Source organism: Spiroplasma endosymbiont of Colias croceus (genome assembly GCF_964020095.1).
Lineage (GTDB): Bacteria > Bacillota_I > Bacilli_A > Mycoplasmatales > VBWQ01 > Spiroplasma_E.
On sequence record NZ_OZ026536.1, the window covers coordinates 762,751 to 779,521 of the forward strand.

At 21.9% G+C, this 16,771-nt stretch carries 26 protein-coding genes and 1 pseudogene; 20 read left to right on the top strand and 7 right to left on the bottom strand.

Annotated features, from left to right (window positions below):
• Positions 1 to 48 precede the first annotated feature (48 nt).
• The 4 genes from AACL24_RS04770 to AACL24_RS04785 all read left to right on the top strand — a co-directional run bounded on the left by AACL24_RS04770 (position 49) and on the right by AACL24_RS04785 (position 4,236).
• A complete protein-coding gene (locus AACL24_RS04770) occupies positions 49 to 510 on the top strand; it encodes a CinA family protein (protein ID WP_339049036.1) in 462 nt (153 codons plus the stop codon).
• Between the two features lie 53 nt (positions 511 to 563).
• Positions 564 to 1,547 (top strand): recombinase RecA, encoded by a 984-nt coding sequence (recA, locus tag AACL24_RS04775; RefSeq protein WP_339049038.1) that lies wholly within the window; start codon positions 564 to 566, stop codon positions 1,545 to 1,547.
• A 163-nt stretch (positions 1,548 to 1,710) separates the two neighbouring features.
• Positions 1,711 to 3,285 (top strand): ribonuclease Y, encoded by a 1,575-nt coding sequence (gene rny / locus AACL24_RS04780; protein ID WP_339049040.1) that lies wholly within the window; start codon positions 1,711 to 1,713, stop codon positions 3,283 to 3,285.
• Positions 3,286 to 3,406: 121 nt separating this feature from the next.
• Positions 3,407 to 4,236 (top strand): IS5 family transposase gene (locus AACL24_RS04785; protein WP_339045885.1). Its coding sequence is split into 2 segments (ribosomal slippage): positions 3,407 to 3,803 and positions 3,803 to 4,236, totalling 831 coding nucleotides; the frame shifts between segments, so codons are not numbered across the junction.
• A 179-nt stretch (positions 4,237 to 4,415) separates the two neighbouring features.
• Here AACL24_RS04785 and AACL24_RS15505 read toward each other — a convergent pair.
• Positions 4,416 to 4,987 (bottom strand): annotated as a pseudogene (locus tag AACL24_RS15505) (ISNCY family transposase); the annotation flags it as partial.
• Positions 4,988 to 5,381: 394 nt separating this feature from the next.
• On the opposite strand from AACL24_RS15505, the gene AACL24_RS04800 reads away from it, so the two are divergent.
• The 16 genes from AACL24_RS04800 (at position 5,382) to AACL24_RS04875 (ending at position 12,874) form a co-directional block, all read left to right on the top strand.
• Positions 5,382 to 5,822, top strand: coding sequence for a transposase family protein (locus AACL24_RS04800; RefSeq protein WP_339047357.1), 441 nt, complete (start codon positions 5,382 to 5,384; stop codon positions 5,820 to 5,822).
• Positions 5,823 to 6,197: 375 nt separating this feature from the next.
• Positions 6,198 to 6,716, top strand: a complete 519-nt coding sequence (locus AACL24_RS04805; protein WP_339049046.1) for a hypothetical protein — start codon at positions 6,198 to 6,200, stop codon at positions 6,714 to 6,716.
• Positions 6,717 to 6,846: 130 nt separating this feature from the next.
• On the top strand, positions 6,847 to 7,041 hold the full coding sequence (locus tag AACL24_RS04810; RefSeq protein ID WP_338978252.1) for a hypothetical protein: 195 nt from the start codon (positions 6,847 to 6,849) through the stop codon (positions 7,039 to 7,041).
• Positions 7,042 to 7,059: 18 nt separating this feature from the next.
• Positions 7,060 to 7,182, top strand: a complete 123-nt coding sequence (locus AACL24_RS04815) for a hypothetical protein (protein ID WP_339049048.1) — start codon at positions 7,060 to 7,062, stop codon at positions 7,180 to 7,182.
• A complete protein-coding gene (locus AACL24_RS04820; protein WP_339046861.1) occupies positions 7,172 to 7,354 on the top strand; it encodes a hypothetical protein in 183 nt (60 codons plus the stop codon). Before AACL24_RS04815 ends, AACL24_RS04820 begins: the two co-directional genes overlap by 11 nt.
• Positions 7,355 to 7,356: 2 nt before the next feature.
• Positions 7,357 to 7,563, top strand: coding sequence for a hypothetical protein (locus tag AACL24_RS04825; protein WP_339046860.1), 207 nt, complete (start codon positions 7,357 to 7,359; stop codon positions 7,561 to 7,563).
• 15 nt (positions 7,564 to 7,578) lie between these two features.
• Positions 7,579 to 7,770, top strand: coding sequence for a hypothetical protein (locus tag AACL24_RS04830; RefSeq protein WP_339046859.1), 192 nt, complete (start codon positions 7,579 to 7,581; stop codon positions 7,768 to 7,770).
• The gene (locus AACL24_RS04835) at positions 7,763 to 8,125 is read left to right on the top strand and encodes an ERF family protein (RefSeq protein ID WP_339049050.1); all 363 of its coding nucleotides are present in this window, start codon (positions 7,763 to 7,765) and stop codon (positions 8,123 to 8,125) included. Before AACL24_RS04830 ends, AACL24_RS04835 begins: the two co-directional genes overlap by 8 nt.
• Positions 8,125 to 8,487: a hypothetical protein gene (locus AACL24_RS04840; RefSeq protein WP_339046857.1), complete on the top strand. Its 363-nt coding sequence runs from the start codon at positions 8,125 to 8,127 to the stop codon at positions 8,485 to 8,487. The genes AACL24_RS04835 and AACL24_RS04840 overlap by 1 nt, the downstream gene beginning before the upstream one ends.
• Before the next feature lie 228 nt (positions 8,488 to 8,715).
• Complete coding sequence (locus AACL24_RS04845; RefSeq protein ID WP_339049052.1) at positions 8,716 to 9,285, top strand: hypothetical protein; 570 nt, start codon at positions 8,716 to 8,718, stop codon at positions 9,283 to 9,285.
• Positions 9,285 to 9,518, top strand: coding sequence for a hypothetical protein (locus AACL24_RS04850; protein ID WP_339046461.1), 234 nt, complete (start codon positions 9,285 to 9,287; stop codon positions 9,516 to 9,518). Before AACL24_RS04845 ends, AACL24_RS04850 begins: the two co-directional genes overlap by 1 nt.
• Positions 9,518 to 9,712 carry a hypothetical protein gene (locus tag AACL24_RS04855; protein ID WP_339046856.1) on the top strand — a complete coding sequence of 65 codons (195 nt, stop codon included), beginning with the start codon at positions 9,518 to 9,520 and terminating at the stop codon, positions 9,710 to 9,712. The genes AACL24_RS04850 and AACL24_RS04855 overlap by 1 nt, the downstream gene beginning before the upstream one ends.
• A gap of 3 nt (positions 9,713 to 9,715) precedes the next feature.
• On the top strand, positions 9,716 to 9,922 hold the full coding sequence (locus AACL24_RS04860; protein WP_339046855.1) for a hypothetical protein: 207 nt from the start codon (positions 9,716 to 9,718) through the stop codon (positions 9,920 to 9,922).
• A 137-nt stretch (positions 9,923 to 10,059) separates the two neighbouring features.
• Entirely contained in the window at positions 10,060 to 10,761 is a 702-nt protein-coding gene (locus AACL24_RS04865) for a hypothetical protein (protein ID WP_339049054.1), read from the top strand.
• 89 nt (positions 10,762 to 10,850) lie between these two features.
• Entirely contained in the window at positions 10,851 to 12,089 is a 1,239-nt protein-coding gene (locus AACL24_RS04870) for an IS256 family transposase (protein WP_339049390.1), read from the top strand.
• A gap of 197 nt (positions 12,090 to 12,286) precedes the next feature.
• Positions 12,287 to 12,874 carry a hypothetical protein gene (locus AACL24_RS04875; RefSeq protein ID WP_339049055.1) on the top strand — a complete coding sequence of 196 codons (588 nt, stop codon included), beginning with the start codon at positions 12,287 to 12,289 and terminating at the stop codon, positions 12,872 to 12,874.
• A 52-nt stretch (positions 12,875 to 12,926) separates the two neighbouring features.
• On the opposite strand, the gene AACL24_RS04880 is transcribed toward AACL24_RS04875, so the two are convergent.
• The 6 genes from AACL24_RS04880 to AACL24_RS04905 all read right to left on the bottom strand — a co-directional run bounded on the left by AACL24_RS04880 (position 12,927) and on the right by AACL24_RS04905 (position 16,201).
• Positions 12,927 to 13,082, bottom strand: coding sequence for a hypothetical protein (locus AACL24_RS04880; protein WP_339049056.1), 156 nt, complete (start codon positions 13,080 to 13,082; stop codon positions 12,927 to 12,929).
• 199 nt (positions 13,083 to 13,281) lie between these two features.
• On the bottom strand, positions 13,282 to 13,707 hold the full coding sequence (locus AACL24_RS04885) for a J domain-containing protein (RefSeq protein WP_339049057.1): 426 nt from the start codon (positions 13,705 to 13,707) through the stop codon (positions 13,282 to 13,284).
• A 57-nt stretch (positions 13,708 to 13,764) separates the two neighbouring features.
• On the bottom strand, positions 13,765 to 14,385 hold the full coding sequence (locus tag AACL24_RS04890) for a hypothetical protein (RefSeq protein ID WP_339049058.1): 621 nt from the start codon (positions 14,383 to 14,385) through the stop codon (positions 13,765 to 13,767).
• Between the two features lie 14 nt (positions 14,386 to 14,399).
• Positions 14,400 to 14,639, bottom strand: a complete 240-nt coding sequence (locus AACL24_RS04895; protein ID WP_338987578.1) for a hypothetical protein — start codon at positions 14,637 to 14,639, stop codon at positions 14,400 to 14,402.
• A gap of 171 nt (positions 14,640 to 14,810) precedes the next feature.
• Positions 14,811 to 15,152 carry an FtsX-like permease family protein gene (locus tag AACL24_RS04900; protein WP_339049059.1) on the bottom strand — a complete coding sequence of 114 codons (342 nt, stop codon included), beginning with the start codon at positions 15,150 to 15,152 and terminating at the stop codon, positions 14,811 to 14,813.
• 143 nt (positions 15,153 to 15,295) lie between these two features.
• Positions 15,296 to 16,201, bottom strand: coding sequence for a hypothetical protein (locus AACL24_RS04905; protein ID WP_339049061.1), 906 nt, complete (start codon positions 16,199 to 16,201; stop codon positions 15,296 to 15,298).
• Positions 16,202 to 16,771: the final 570 nt, after the last annotated feature.

The window sequence follows — 16,771 nt, forward strand, 5'->3', positions numbered from 1 at the left end:
TTTTTATTCTTTTTTTGTATTGTAAATTATTTGATTGAAGGTTTAAAAATGAATGAACTTTTAGTTTTATTAGATAAATTTAATTTTAGAATTAGTTGTTGTGAAAGTATTACTGGTGGACTTTTTGCTCAAGAGATTACTAGTATTGCTGGTGCTTCTAAATATTTTAGTGGTGGTTTTATAACGTATACTAATGAATCAAAAATCAATATTGTTAAAATTAAAAAAACAACCATTGAAAAATATGGTGTAATAAGTAAACAATGTGCTATAGAAATGGCTTTAAATACACAAAAAATTTTAAAAACAAATATTGCTATTAGTTTTACTGGAAATGCAGGACCTAATGCTCTAGAAAATAAACCGGTTGGTTTAGTATATGTAGGTATTGTTATCAATGATAATGTTTGATGTGAAGTGTTAAATATTTCAGGTAATAGAAACGAAATTAGATCAACTATAGTAGCAAAAGCAGTAGTTATTTTAAAAAAAATTTTATTAAGTTTTTAAATTTTAAAAAGGAATTATCTTACAGAGTTATTAATATTTTGTAGGGTGATTTTATGGAAATAAATATTAAAGAAAAAGAGCAATTATTAGAAAAAGCCATTAAGCAAATTGAAAAAGAATTTGGCAAAGGTGCTATTATGTTATTAAGTGATAGTAGTATTGGCGATATTGAAGTTATTAGTTCAGGAAGTATATTATTAGATGATATTTTAGGTGTTAAAGGTTTTCCAAAAGGTCGTATTATTGAAGTTTATGGACCAGAATCGGCAGGTAAAACTACATTAGCATTAATGGCTTTAGCAGAAGTTCAAAAACAAAATGGTAGAATAGCATTTATAGATGCTGAACATGCATTAGATCGTCAATATAGTCAAAAATTAGGTGTTGATATTAGTCGTTTATTAATTACACAACCAGATTCAGGAGAACAAGCATTAGAAATACTAGATATTCTTGTTAAATCAGAAGCTTTAGATATGATTGTTGTTCATTCAGTAGCAGCATTAGTTCCACAAATTGAACTTGATGGTGATATGAATGATCAAACAATTGGTGCTCAAGCGCGATTAATGTCTAAAGCATTACGAAAAATTAGTGGAAGTATCTCAAAAACTAATTGTATTGTTTTATTTATTAATCAAATTCGAGAAAAAGTTGGTATTATATATGGTAATCCTGAAATAACACCCGGAGGAAAAGCATTACGTTTTTATAGTACAATTAGACTAGAAGTACGTAAAGGTGAACAATTAATCAAAAGTAATCAAATAATTGGTCATAAAATAAAAATAAAAGTTGTAAAAAATAAAGTAGCACCACCATTTAAAACAGCAAGTCTTGATTTTTGTTTTGAAGAAGGATTTTCAAAAATTAGTGAAATCATTACAATTGCTGTTGAGAAAGAAGTTATTAATAAATCTGGTGGTTGATACACTTATGAAGATGTAAAATTAGGACAAGGAAAAATAAAAGCAAAAGAAAGTTTAGAAGCAAATACTTTTCTTTTAGAACAAATTAAGGAACCAATCAAGTTTTAAAAATTAATATTTAAAACATGCTAAAATTAATGTAGGATTATTATCCTACTTATTTCTGTGTAGATATTAAAGAAGAAAAATATAAAATTTTAATTTTATTTAAGTTTTTGAGTGTAAGGATTCTTTTTCTTGTAGGTGTTTTACAGCAAGGAGAGAAATATAAATGGAAAAAAATATGTTAGCTATATTATCAAATATAAGTAGTCAACAGTTTGGAATGTGAGTAGGTATATCAATTTTTCTAGCAATGATAGTAGGGATAATTGCTGGATTTCTAATTAGAAAAATGTATTTAAAAATTAAAGAACAACAAAGTTTTACTAATATTTTAAAGAGAGAAAAAGAATCTCAAAAATTAATTCAATCCTCAAGAGCCGATGCAAAAATTGAAATAAGTAAAATGAAAAAAGATTTGTATTTAGAGATTGAATATCGTAAAGAACAAAATTTAGAATATGAGAAACTTTTAAATAAAAGAGAACGCAAATTAAGTGAACGTGAAGAAATAATTGAAACACAAACACAAAATCTTTATCATCAACGTGAAATTGTAAAAAATGTTAAATTAGAATATCATCAAAAAATTGATCAAATTATTATGGAATTAGAAAAAATTTCTGGTATGACTCGAAATGAAGCAAAAGATGAATTGTTTAGTAAATTAAAAGAAAAATTATCATTAGAATTTAATAAAATTATTAAAAATCATGAATATAATATTAAACTTCAATCTAAAGAGTTAGCCAATAATATTGTTAGTGAAGCAATAGAACGTTATGCAAGTAATTTTATTGTTGATAAGTCAGTATCATATGTTAAGTTACCTAATGAAGAAATGAAAGGCAGAATTATTGGTAAAGAGGGTAGAAATATTAAATCTTTTGAGTTAACAGCGGGTGTAGATATTATCATTGATGATACGCCAGAAACAATTCAAATTTCTTCATTTAATCCGATCAGAAGAGAAATTGCAACTAGAGCTTTAGAAGAATTAGTTAAAGATGGAAGAATTCATCCAATTAGAATTGAAGAAATCTTGAGATTTCATGAGCAGGAATTAAATGAAGGTTTTAAAGTTGATGGTAAAAAAATTATTGATGAGTTAAAATTAACTGGTTTTGAACCAGAGTTAGTATCTTATATTGGAAGATTAAAATATCGTACAAGTTATGGGCAAAATGTTTTATTGCATTCCTTTGAAGTTGCCAAACTTGCAGGAGCAATTGCAGCTGAATTAGGTTTAGATGTTAATATTGCAAAACGTGCTGGTTTATTACATGATATTGGTAAAGCTGCTGATTATGAATTAGAAGGTTCACATGTTTATAATGGTGTGATTTTAGCAAAAAAATATGGTGAAAGTGATATTATTATTAATGCTATTCATTCTCATCATGGTGATGTTGCAAAAGATAATGTTTATTCTTCTTTAGTTTCAGCTGCTGATACATTATCAGCAGCTAGACCTGGTTCAAGAAATAATTCATTAGAAGAATTTATAACTAGAATTAAAGAAATTGAAGATTTGTGTAAATCTGTTAAAGGCGTAGAAAAAGCATATGCTGTTCAGGCAGGAAGACAAATTAGAGTTATTGTTGATCCTAAAGTTATTAATGATTTTGATGCTCATATATTAGCAAGAAACTTAAAACAAAAATTAGAACAAATGATTACAATACCAGGCGATATTCATATTACTGTTATTCGTGAAGTAAGAGCAACAGAATTAATTAATTAATTAATTTTTAGAGAACCCTTAGGTTCTCTTTTTAACTTTATAAAATAGACTTCTTGCAAAACCTATCTATTAAAAATTTAATTTTTAAAATAAAATTAAAAATAAAAAAGATAGGTAATCTATGATGTTTGATAAATTAAAAACTATTAACAATCCAGAATTATTAAGATTAACTGGTATAAATGATATTATTTTTAATAAAATTCTAGAAATTTTAAAGACAGAAGAAGTAAAAAAGTTTAAAAATGGTGGTACACCTAATAAATTATCATTAGAAAATCGTTTATTAATGACTTTAGAATATTGAAGAGAGTATCGAACTTATTTTCATATTGCTAAAAGTTATGGAATTAGTGAAAGTAGTTGCTATAGGAATATCAAGTGAATAGAAAATACTTTAATAAAACATCCTGATTTTCAACAACTTGATGGGCAAAAATCACTGTTAAATAATAATTTTAAAGATAAAACAGTTATCATTGATGTGACTGAAAGTACTATTCAACGCCCAAAAAAAGTCAAAAACAATATTATTCAGGAAAAAAGAAAAAACATACAATAAAAACTCAAGTCATAATTGAAAAAGATAGTAAAAAAATTATAAGTTCTTATTTTTCTTATGGTAAAAATCATGATTTTAAAATTTTAAAAAATTCAAAAACGAAATTTTTATCAGAAACAACTATTTTAGTAGATTTAGGATATCAAGGTATACAAAACATACATAAAAATGTCTTATTACCTAAACGAAAATCAAAGAAAAACCCTTTAACTAAAGAAGAAAAGAAAAATAATAAGGCTATTTCAAAAATGAGAGTTGTTATTGAACATGTTTTTGCGATTCTTAAAAAATTTAAAATTATTAGTGAAAAATATCGAAATAGAAGAAAAAAATTTGCATTAAGATTTAATTTAATAGCTTCAATTTATAATTTACAATTATTAATTTAAATATATTTGATAATTTAATATTTTATTTTTTTATTTGAAATAATAATTTTTGTTGTATTTTAATGACAAAAAATAAAACATATTTTGAACAATAATTTTTAAAAAATATTAAAAGTGTTATTAAAATAAATTTTTAAACTTAAAAAATGTGATTAATATCATAGTTTTGCAAGAAGTCTATTATAATAACCATCTAATGTTTCTTGATGGTCAAATCATAGCCCGACAATATTGCCTGTAGCATCATCAATTGCAGCATGTAAAAATGCTTTTGGTTTATCGTTACCAAATCAATGATGATTACTGGCATCCATTTGAATTAATTCACCAAAATTTGTTCTACGATTTCTTGTTGGATGTAAGTTATTTTTCTTATTTTTATGTTTTTTTGGTGAAGTGATTTTTTCTTTAATTAATATAGTATAAAGTGTGCTATATGAAATTTTAATTTTTTCTTCATTAATTAATTTTTCATGGAAATGTTGAAAATTAAAATTATAATATTTGGTTTTATACAAGTTTATAATTTCATTTTTAATCTTAATATTGTTGCTTTATTAGAAATTTTATTACGTGATTTATGAATAAAACCAATTTTACCTTCTCTATTAAAAATTTGAATTAATTGATTAATTCTTCTAATAGTTAAGTTAAGTTTACTTTTAGCTTGATGCTTAGATAATTTTTTAATAGTAATGTCGTTTATAATTTTATATTTATATTTTTCTTTCATAGTCATGCTTCTTTCCATATTTATCACCAAGTATATTTAACTTCACTTTTGGGAAATTTTTACTCGATAACTAATATGAAATTATCACTAAATAATGATAAATTAAAGATTGCAGTTGAATTTTTAATTAAATGTGATAAAGTTAAAATATAAAAATTGAATATTTAGCATTAAGTACACCTACGAAATTATTAAGCCTATCTAATTTTTTATTTACATTTTTCTTTCTTTTTATAAGGAATTTTGCAAATAAGTAAGTTGTAACCTATGCTGGTTACAACTTACTTATTTTTGAAAATTTTATTTGAAAGGAAGATATTTTTTATGAATAAAGAATAGACTTCTTGCAAAACCTATCTATTAAAAATTTAATTTTTAAAATAAAATTAAAAATAAAAAAGATAGGTAATCTATGATGTTTGATAAATTAAAAACTATTAACAATCCAGAATTATTAAGATTAACTGGTATAAATGATATTATTTTTAATAAAATTCTAGAAATTTTAAAGACAGAAGAAGTAAAAAAGTTTAAAAATGGTGGTACACCTAATAAATTATCATTAGAAAATCGTTTATTAATGACTTTAGAATATTGAAGAGAGTATCGAACTTATTTTCATATTGCTAAAAGTTATGGAATTAGTGAAAGTAGTTGCTATAGGAATATCAAGTGAATAGAAAATACTTTAATAAAACATCCTGATTTTCAACAACTTGATGGGCAAAAATCACTGTTAAATAATAATTTTAAAGATAAAACAGTTATCATTGATGTGACTGAAAGTACTATTCAACGCCCAAAAAAAGTCAAAAACAATATTATTCAGGAAAAAAGAAAAAACATACAATAAAAACGGGCGCATTGCAAACTTGGATATGATTTAATAAAAATATAAATGAGAGATAAAACTCTCATTTATAATTGTTGAACAATTATAATTAATTATTTTATTAAACCAGCACTTTATTAAAGTAATTAATTATTACATAACTAAATAAAAAATTATGTAGGCTATTGTGCTGGAATTAACCAATAGTAATTTTTGTGTTGCTCTTTGAAAATTTCAGAAATTTTGGTTCCCTTCCCCTAGAACCCCTACCCTCCAAGGCTTATGCTACTTACAGTAGCATAAGCCTTACGTATAGTAGATAGAAGTATTTAGTTAGTAGTATATAAGCCTTTTATCACTGTAGGTGATAAGGCTTATACGTAGAAAGGAATTTATATGACAACTGTTAATTTTGACATTAAAAGTAAAGTTGGAGAATCATATAAAAATGAAAAAAATAAAGGTGGTATATTATTAGAAATTAGTGAATATGAAACATGATTTCTTAAACAATATACTACTATTGATGAAAAAAATAAAAAAATAGCATTAAAAATATTTGAAAATTTTGATTATAAATTAGGTGAAAAATGAGTACAAGAAAATATTGAAAGAAATATTGAAAGTATTAAAGGTAGTGATATTTTAAAATATATAAAAAATATTCCAGATATTACTACTAATGAAAATGAATTAATATCTTGTACATTTTATGAACAATATAATGGTTATTATATTTTTACAAATGATAAAAATCAAGAATGTTTTAAATATAACATTACATGAGAACAAGATATGAAAAGTTTTAAAATAAATAATCCATATAATGATAATGATTTAGCAATAAATTATATTGTTACACCAATGAAAGATATAAATACTCATAATGAAAAAATATTTTATTTAAAGTATTAAAGGAAATTAATATGTTATTAAATGTTGAAAAAATAGAATTAATTAAAAATTTATGTAATGAAAAATTACTTAAAAATAAAAAATATATAGAAATTGAAGAAATATTAAAAATTATAGAAAGGGATTAAAAATGGAAGAAAAAGATAATTTAGAAATACAAGAAGATAATAAAGAATTACAAAATAAGTTATTAAAAGAACAAATTGAATTAATTGAAGAACAAAAAGAATTTTATAAAAAATCATGAAAAAGTAGAATTATATTTTTAACAATTTGAATAATTATTATGATTTTAACATTAATAATTATTGCTTCTAAACATTAATGAAAGGAATGAATAATTATGGAATGTAGAGAATATAGAATTAAAGGCTCATGTGATATATGTCATAAAAATTCATCATTTGCAAATAGAACTTGTAATAAATTTTTTTATAAATTAATAGGTGAAAAAAATGAAATGTAATATCCATAATGAAAAATATATTTGATTTTCTGAATTAGAAAATACATATTATTGTAATAAATGTATTGATGAAATGATTGAAAACGATATGTATTTAACATCAAATAATTGAGATTACTTATATGAATATTATATTAATGAATTACAATTAGAAAATTTTAAAGGAGTGTAAATATGAATAGATTAGAATTACAAAATGCAATGAAATTAATAGAAAAATTTGAAGAATTACAAGAAGAATTTAATAGTAAATATGAAGATTTTGAAGTTGAAATTGATAATGATGGGGATTTAAAAATTAGTAATGATTATTTTATATATGAAGATGTAAATAAATTAGAACAAGTAATTATTGATTATAAAAGAATTATTAAAGGTTAAAGGAGATGAATATAAATGGTAGCAGCAGCACTTAAAAAACATGAAGATAAATTATTAATTAAAAATTTAAAAATTCGTCTTACTAAAAATGACCATTATGAATTAAAAACATATTGTTATGAAAGAAATATAACTATGAATGATTTTGTAAGGGATTTAATTAAAAATGCAATTAAAAAAAATAGAAAGAGTGATTATAATGAATAATTTATATAAAAAAATACTTAAATTACAATTAGAAATTGGTAGTACACCTAAAAATGGTTTTAATAAATTTGGAAATTATAAATATTGATTATTAAGTGATATTTTTAATAAATTTAAATTATTATGTAAAGAATTAAATATTGTTATTACACATGAAGATATATTAACAACTGATAGAAAAATAAATTATTTAGATACTAAAGAAGTAGAAATAACTTATTTTAAAAGATATACAATTATTGATTTAGATAATGATAAAGAAATAAAATATTTTGATATACTTGCTTGTGCTAAAAATACAGATATAGCAAAAGCAAAAGGTAGTGCAGAAACTTATGCTTATAGATATTTTTAATGAATTTATTATTATTAAGTGAAGATGAACTTGACCCAGATAATGATAATGTTAATGTAATTCAAAATAATAAGCAACAAAATAATTATATTAATAATAATGTAAAAATACAAAATGAAAAATGAGAACCAAGTGAAAAACAATTAGATTATTTTGAAAAATATATGATTACAAATACAGTTTTATTTGATGAATGTATAAGAGAAGATATGGAAAGATTAAATCCAAGTAATAATAAAGATTTTTTAATATTAATGGGTGAAAATTATTTAAAAACTTTATTTGATAAATTTAAAGAAATTCGTGAAAGATTTAAAAATGTAAAAAATAATAATAAAAATGAGTATAGAAATTATGAATAAATGTAAATATTGTAATAAAAGAATTTGATTTTCTCAATATTGATGTATGAATTGTTTAAAAATATTAGTTATAAATTTAAATAAAAATAAGGAAAAAAAATAATGAATAAAAGAAAACAATTTAAATATAATGAAAAATTAGTTGAACATGGAATTAAAGTAGCAAAAAAAGATAAACAATTAATGAAAATATTAAAAAAACTAAGTTTAAATTAAGGAGAAATAATTATGAATAATTATTTACTTTCAATTGACCCAAGTATTAAAAATACTGGATTTACTTTATGAGAAAAAACAAAAAGAATTAGTGAATGTGAAGTTAATTATAATGAAATTGAATATGTATACAAATGAAAGCCAATATGAATGGGAAGTTTTAGTTTTAACAATAAAAAATTAGATTTTATTGATTTTCAAGGTGAAATATTTTTTCAGAAAAAAAGAGATGAAGATATAGATTTAATTATTGAACCTGGTACTTTTCATTCAAAAAATGGTATTGGTTATGAAACTCAAGAACATTTAAGAGGTTTTATTGCTGGACAATTTAATAAATTATTAACAAAAAATATGTTAATAAGTCCAAGTGAATGAAAAAAATGATATGTAAAAAATGATAAATATTGTTCTGCTATTACATTTGTAAATGGTATAAATTATAAATGAGATAAAAATGTTTCTTTATTTACGTGTGAAAATTTAATAGAAGAAAATAATTGAAATATAACAATATCAAATCATGATGAAGCAGATAGTTTATTAATTGGTTGATATTATTTAAATAAGGAGAATAAATAATGAGCAAAGAAAAAATAAAAGTTATTGAAGAATTGATTTATTTAGAAAAGAAAAAATTTATTCAAAATCCTACTATTTTAAATTATAAAAAAATGGAAAAAAATGTTGATGAATTAAAAAAAGTTAAATGAAATATTGAAATATTTGAAGGTATGAAAAAAAATATTATTTTTGAAGTAAATAAATATGAAATTTTTAATAAAATAATTAAAAATAATAAGGAAGTTAAATAATGCAAAAACAAAAAGAAGAAAAAGTATTATTAAAATGTATTGTTAAAGATTGTAATAGTAAAGTATTAGTTACTTTAAAAACTTTAAATGTAGAAGATAGTGTAGTTCAATTTTTTAATATGTGTTATTTTCATAAAAAACAATTTAAAAATAAAGTAAAAGAAATAAAAGAATATTATAAAAATAAGGAGTAAATAATGACTAAACGTGAATTTTTAATTAAATGAAAAGTAGATAAAGAAGTAGATATTAAATTACATTATGTTGGTAAAGCTAATTTAGTTTTAAAACATGAATATGAAAATGAATATGATGAAGAAAAATTTGATTTTGTAAAAAATGATATTGATAATTATATTGAATTATTAAATGATTATAAAAATATTGAATGAGATAATAATTAAATTATCTATATTTAATATAGAAAATATGATATAATTAATAAAGAGAAATTACTCATTCCTAAATAATTTCTCTTTTTTTATTTTTTTTAATTTATAATATTATTAACAAATAAAAAAATGGGAATGAGTTTTTATTTATGAGTAATAATATAAAAGAATATTGAATATTTATTGATGATAGTGGTAAATTATATGATAATAAAAAATTTGCAAACTATACTGCAGTAGTATTTGATAATAAAGAAAAATATTTAAATTTTAAAAAATGTTTTCGCGAATTACTAAAAGAAATTAATGGTGGAAAAGAAATAAAAGGTTCTAAATTTTGAAGTAGAACATCACATAAAAATAAAATCTTAAAATTATTAAGTGAACATAATATTAAAAGTTTTTCACTAATGATTAATATAAATAAACTTAAAAACAAATATAAAAATGATATTCAAACTGAAAGAATACTAAATATTTGTATTGCAATTTTATCTCAATATATTATTAATCAACTTAATTTATTAAATTGTAAAATATCATTATATATTGATGAACAAATTAGAAATCAATTTAATAAATTAAATGGAAAAAGTATTGAAAATTTTTTAAATTATAAATCTAATAATGATAAATATACTATTTTTTCACAATGAATTTTTAGAGAAAAAAATATAATATTTTATGTAAAAGATGATTGTAAATCACATTTATATAGTGGTATTATGGTAGCAGATAAAATAGCAAATGGAATTAATAGAATATATAATGATAAAAACAAAGAAGTTGAAAATTATTTAAAAATTCATAATATTAAAGTAAAAAAGAAATTTTGACCTAAATTTTGGTAATGTTTAGTAATCTGTGTAACTTACAAAAATAACTATGTTTAATTAATTCTAGTAAATATAATTAAATGACTAGAAAGAGTGAGTTACAGATGGCTAAAAAGCAAAATATTAATAATAATGATCCAATATCAAAAGCAGTAGATTTATTATTAGAAAATACTGAAGATTTAACAACAGTTTTTAAAGAGGGAGGATTGTATAAAGAATTAACAAAAAGATTAGTAGAAAAAATGTTGAATTCTGAGATGCAAAATTATTTGGGATATGAAAAGAATCAACATAGTAATAGTGACAATGCTCGTAATGGTATAAGTTCAAAAAAAATAATAACTCAACAAGGTAAAATTGAGATTGATGTACCACGAGATCGCAATAGTAATTTTAATCCTATAATAGTTGCAAAAAGACAAAGAAGATTTGATGGTTTTGATCAACAAGTTCTTTCTTTATATGCAAAAGGTATGACATTATCAGATATTAGAATGCAATTACAAGAGTTATATCATGGTGCTGATATTAGTGAAAGTGTTATTAGTCAAATTACTGATGATGTTATTGATGATGTAAAAGCATGGCAAAATCGATCATTAGAAAGTGTCTATCCGATTGTTTATTTTGATTGCATAGTAGTGAAAGTACGACAAGATAAAAGGATTATTAATAAATCAGTTTATATAGCTTTAGGAGTTGATTTAGAAGGTAAAAAAGATGTTTTAGGTTTATGAATTAGTGAAAATGAAGGTGCTAAATTTTGATTAGCAAATTTAACAGAAATGAAAAATCGTGGCTTAAATGATATTCTTATTGCCTGCAGTGATAATTTAACAGGCATGTCAGAAGCAATACAATCAGTTTATCTTAAAACAGAACATCAATTATGCATAGTTCATCAAATTAGAAATAGTTTGAAATATGTCTCATATAAGCATAGAAAATCTCTAGTTGCAGATTTAAAACCAATTTATACTGCATGTAGTGAAGAACAAGCAATGCAGGCTTTAGAATCCTTTGAAAATAAGTGAAATAAACAATATCCTCAAATTGCTAAATCTTGATATAAAAATTGAGATAATTTAATGGTTTTTATTAGTTATCCTGCAGAAATCAAAAGAGTTATTTATACAACAAATGCTATTGAATCTGTAAATAGTCAATTACGAAAAGTTATCAGAAATAAAAAAGTTTTTCCTAATGATATGGCAGTTTTTAAAATATTTTATTTAGCAATTGAAAATATAACAAAAAAATGAACAATGCCCATTCAAAATTGAAATACAGCAATTGCTCATTTTATGATAAAATTTGAAGATAGAATTAATCTAAACTAGTACTTTGTAAAACAAAGATACACAGATTACATAAAAGCCTCGCCAGTAGACCTATCTATTTAACACTATTAAACTAATCTCTGGGTGCAGATAACAGTTATATAATTTTAATTGATGTTTTATCTCCGATTAGTATAACTAAACCACCTTTATGAGGTGGTTTTAAATTTAAAAAATAAAGAAAGCCGAGAACAAATATGAGTAACCATGTCCAAAAATTAATTCGTATCTTGATTATTCCTTCATATGCAGCACTAGTTTTTGCTTTAAAAGAAGTACTAGCAATATTACCAAATATTGAAGTTGTAACTTTTCTATTAGCATTTTCAGCATTAGTTTTTCCACTATATATGTCAATTACTATTCCTTTAATTTTTGCTTCATTAGAAATTGTACTTTACGGTGGTAATAGTTGAATATTTTTGTATTTTAGTATATGACCAATATTGGTCATAATAATTTGAATATTTCGTCATTTAATTAAAAAGCATTGATGAATTTTTGTAATAATTACAAGTTTATGAGGTTTTACTTTTGGTACATTTGATGCTCTAATTCATTTAATATTATTCGGTAAATCCAGTTTTTATCTTTACTGATTATCTGGATTAAGTTTTGATGCTATTCATGGCATTGGTAACTTCATGTTTAGTAGTTTTCTGTATAAACCAATTATCAGTATTTGAAATAAATATTTACAATATTATATTATTTTTGATAATAATATTATTGAAGAAAGCAATGATGAACAAACATCAAATAATGAATTATTAGTTGAACCATAAATATAAATTTATATTTAAATAATTAACTATTCATATAATATTATTTATATCATTAAACTGATGATGAAAAGTATTTATTTCAATCTCTTATTGAATCTTTTTCTTCTAAATTAAATGAATTTATATATTTTTTCAAATCATTTTCTTTTGCAAATAATTCTTTAAGATCTTCTTGTAATAAGTTTTGCTCATTAATTAATATTTGCATATTAGTTTTTACTATATCATATTTTTCTTTTAAATTTTCTTTTTCCCTATTAGTTTTTATAAATTCATTTTTATTTTCACATAGTTCTTTTTCTGTTCTTTTATTTCAATCATAAAAACCTAAAGTAATACATTTAATATAAAAATTAATTCTTGGATTTATTTTTTTTGTATTTAAATTAATAATAGATTTTCTTAATTTAGAACTTTTTGACTGTAAAGTTAAAAAGTTCTTTTTCTAATTTCTTTAATTCTATTTTAAAATCAAGTATTTTAGGTAATAACTCAATATAATTTTTTTTCATTTTTTGATCAATTTCTTTTTTAAATATCTTAAATTTTTGCTTAGCTAAAATTTCTTCTTTTTGTTTATTTTGAAATGTTTCTTGTTCTGCTTGTTGTTTTTTTAAGTTTTCTTTCCATATTTTATTAGTTTTTTCTTCATATTCTTTTTGTTTAACTAAAACATTACGCGCTTCACTTAATTTTTGAAAATTAATAGTTGCTTCTGGATTATTAGTATTTTTATCTGGATGTAATTTTAAAGATAAACGTCTAAAAGATGCATTAATTTCAGGAATTGTTGCACCAATAGATAAACCTAATAATTCATAATATTGTTCCATTTTTAGTTTTTTTTCCTTTTTAATAAGCACTACTATATTCATAAATAATGGTTATATTTATGGTAAGTTTTGTACACGATCATTTACTGGTGTTTGACTAGTTAATTCTAAATCATTAATTTCTTCAACAAATTTAGAACAAGAAAATTCTTTAGCTGGTGAAGTATTTTTTATACTATTTTTTTTATCATTAATATTTTTTCATAATTCAGTTAATTTAATTAAATTATTTAACTCATCATTAATTTTTTTTCTTTCTAAACTAATATTTTCAAATATTATTTTTAAATCTGTTCGTTCATTAGTTTTTTCTTGTATTTCCTTTTTATTTTTATTTAGTTTTTTTTCTATTCTTTTATTTTTATTAATACAACCAAAACTAAACATTGTAATAATAAAATTTTTAAAATTGCCGATTTTTTGTTTTTCCAAAAAAACATTTTCTTCTAATAAACTAGTTATTTTAGAAGTAGCATCAGTAATTACATCAATATAATCTGATAATATTATGGTTCTTTTTTCAACTTCTTTATCTAATACTTCAATTTTTTCATTAAATACTTGAATTTGTTCAATTGATAATGATTTAATATCATCTTCGGTAAGTAATTGAATTTGCTCATCTGTAAATATTTTAATTTGTAAATCTTGTTTATCCTTATCCTTATCTAATGGCATATTTTACTCCTTATTTAATAAGCATTTTTGTTAAGTTGTTTTTTAACTTCATTAATCATTTTTTCTAATTGATTAATTGCTTCTATTTGTTCTGCAATTCCTTTTTTAGTTTCCTTAGAAACAGAAACTGTTTCTGATTCACTTTGTAATTTTATTAATTTATCTTTTTCTTTTTGTAATTTTTCTTGTCCAATTTCTATTTTTGATTTTAACTCATTGCTAGATGTTTGTGTTTTACTTTCTTGCTGTTCCATAAGTTCATCTCCTTTTTAACATAAAAAACCCATTTGCTTTAAAATTAAAACAATGGGTTTAAAAACATTATAAATTCATTATATGCCTTTCTAAGTGAAAATCAATTAAAAACATAATAAACTTCCTTTTTTAAATTTTTACTGGAATAAAATTGTTATCAACTAATATCTTTACTCCATAAATGCTCATAACTTATATTTTCTAAAATTTAATAATCAAGTAATAATATAAGCACTAATATAAACAATAATATTAATAGCAAAAGCTAATAAAAAATATCATCAACGAAAAATAATTGGATAAATAACATGACTAAAAGTAATTAACTGTTGTGATAATATATTAATTAATATTGGACTAATAAAAACACTAAAAACTGAAAAAATTAAAATTAAAGAGACAATAATTATAATAAACTTGTACGATACTTCCATAGTATTATATCCCAATACTTTTAAAATATTAATCAATATTCAATTATCACGAACTAAAATATTAGTAACCAAAGTCATAATCATCAAGTATATAGGGGCGTTGCCCCTTGGGTGCTACGCACCCACACCCCACTCACTTTAAAAAAGTGAGACAAAGGGCGTAAACGCCCCAACCAACCAAACCAAAGGTTCTTGGTTGGTTCCGGTAATACATATACATTTTACTTCTTAACAAACTTTTTATTCTTATCATAACTACGTTTACCACGAACCTTAACAACATCCTTTTTGTTATCTTGTAAAATATTATCTAATTTATCTAATCCTACTGCTCTAATATCATCAACAGTAAAATCTAATGCTTGTGATTGTTCATAATCTTTAACACTACTTAATTCACTCTTTAACGAATGAATATAATTTAAAGCACGACTATTATATCTTCGTAAATAAGACCTAGGAAATCATAAACTAAAAGTCATAGTTTCACCACTATAACTAGGTGGTAATCCACCACGTTTAATTATTCGCTTTCTTTGTCTTTTAGATAATACAACTTTATTATAATCATCATCAACATTAGTATAAATATTTAGTTTAAACTTAACTAAAAATAACAAAATACGCATTCTTTTAACTTGAACAATATATTCAACTTTTTCACGTGCTTGTTTTGGTATTCTATCGGGGTGTTGTTCAATCATATACATAATTCCATTAAAATTATGACCTATTAACTTACAAAACATTCCTAAACTTTCTTGTGTTTCTTTAAATTCAGGTGATAAGTCATTACTATTAATCTTTAATCCTAATTCATCAAAAACAAGCATATCATTCTCTTTAAAAGCATAATTACTATTTAATTGATTAAATTTAAAAACATCGTCATAAGAACAACGATAACTAAATTCATTACGAACTTTAATAGGAATAGGACTAACTACCCTACCTTTATGTTTTTGTGCTAAACAACATGCAAGAGCAGATTTACCGGTACGTGGTGGTGCTGAAATAATATAACTACCTACACGTTGTAATATTTTTATGTTTTTTCTAGTTATTAAAAACGGATAAAGTATTATTAATAATAAAACTCCTAAAAGTAAATAACCATATCAAGGCATTATTTAACCACCTTACTTTTATTTTTAAACTTATTTTTAATTCAAAAACAAAACTCTACAAAATATGAACGGACGTATTTCAAATGTGGATATAATTTAATTTTCTTTAAATAAAAGATAAAATAAATTATTAATTGTTGGTATATTTATATACCTTTTTATAGATTTATTCAAGTATTTTAGTATTTTATTTTTATTAATATAATTTAAAAATTCCTAACTATTTAGGTTTAGATTTATTAAATTTTATAAATTTAAACAAACACTTTTAATTTATTAATCCTTGCTTGTTTTAATTTTAATAAATTAAAAAATGCTTCTTTTGAATAAATTTTTGCATTATTATTAGATATAGATTTTGTTAAATGATAAACATCACTTTCAGCACTACAACCTATATTTCAAATAGCATTTTGATTTCTAATACCTTCTTTATTATTTTTAAAATATTCATATATTTTTTCATCAGCATTATTTTCTTTTAAATAATCTAATAATTTATAATAACAACCATTTAAAAATAATTCATAATATGCATAACTTAATTTTTTATTATTTTCTTTTGTTCTT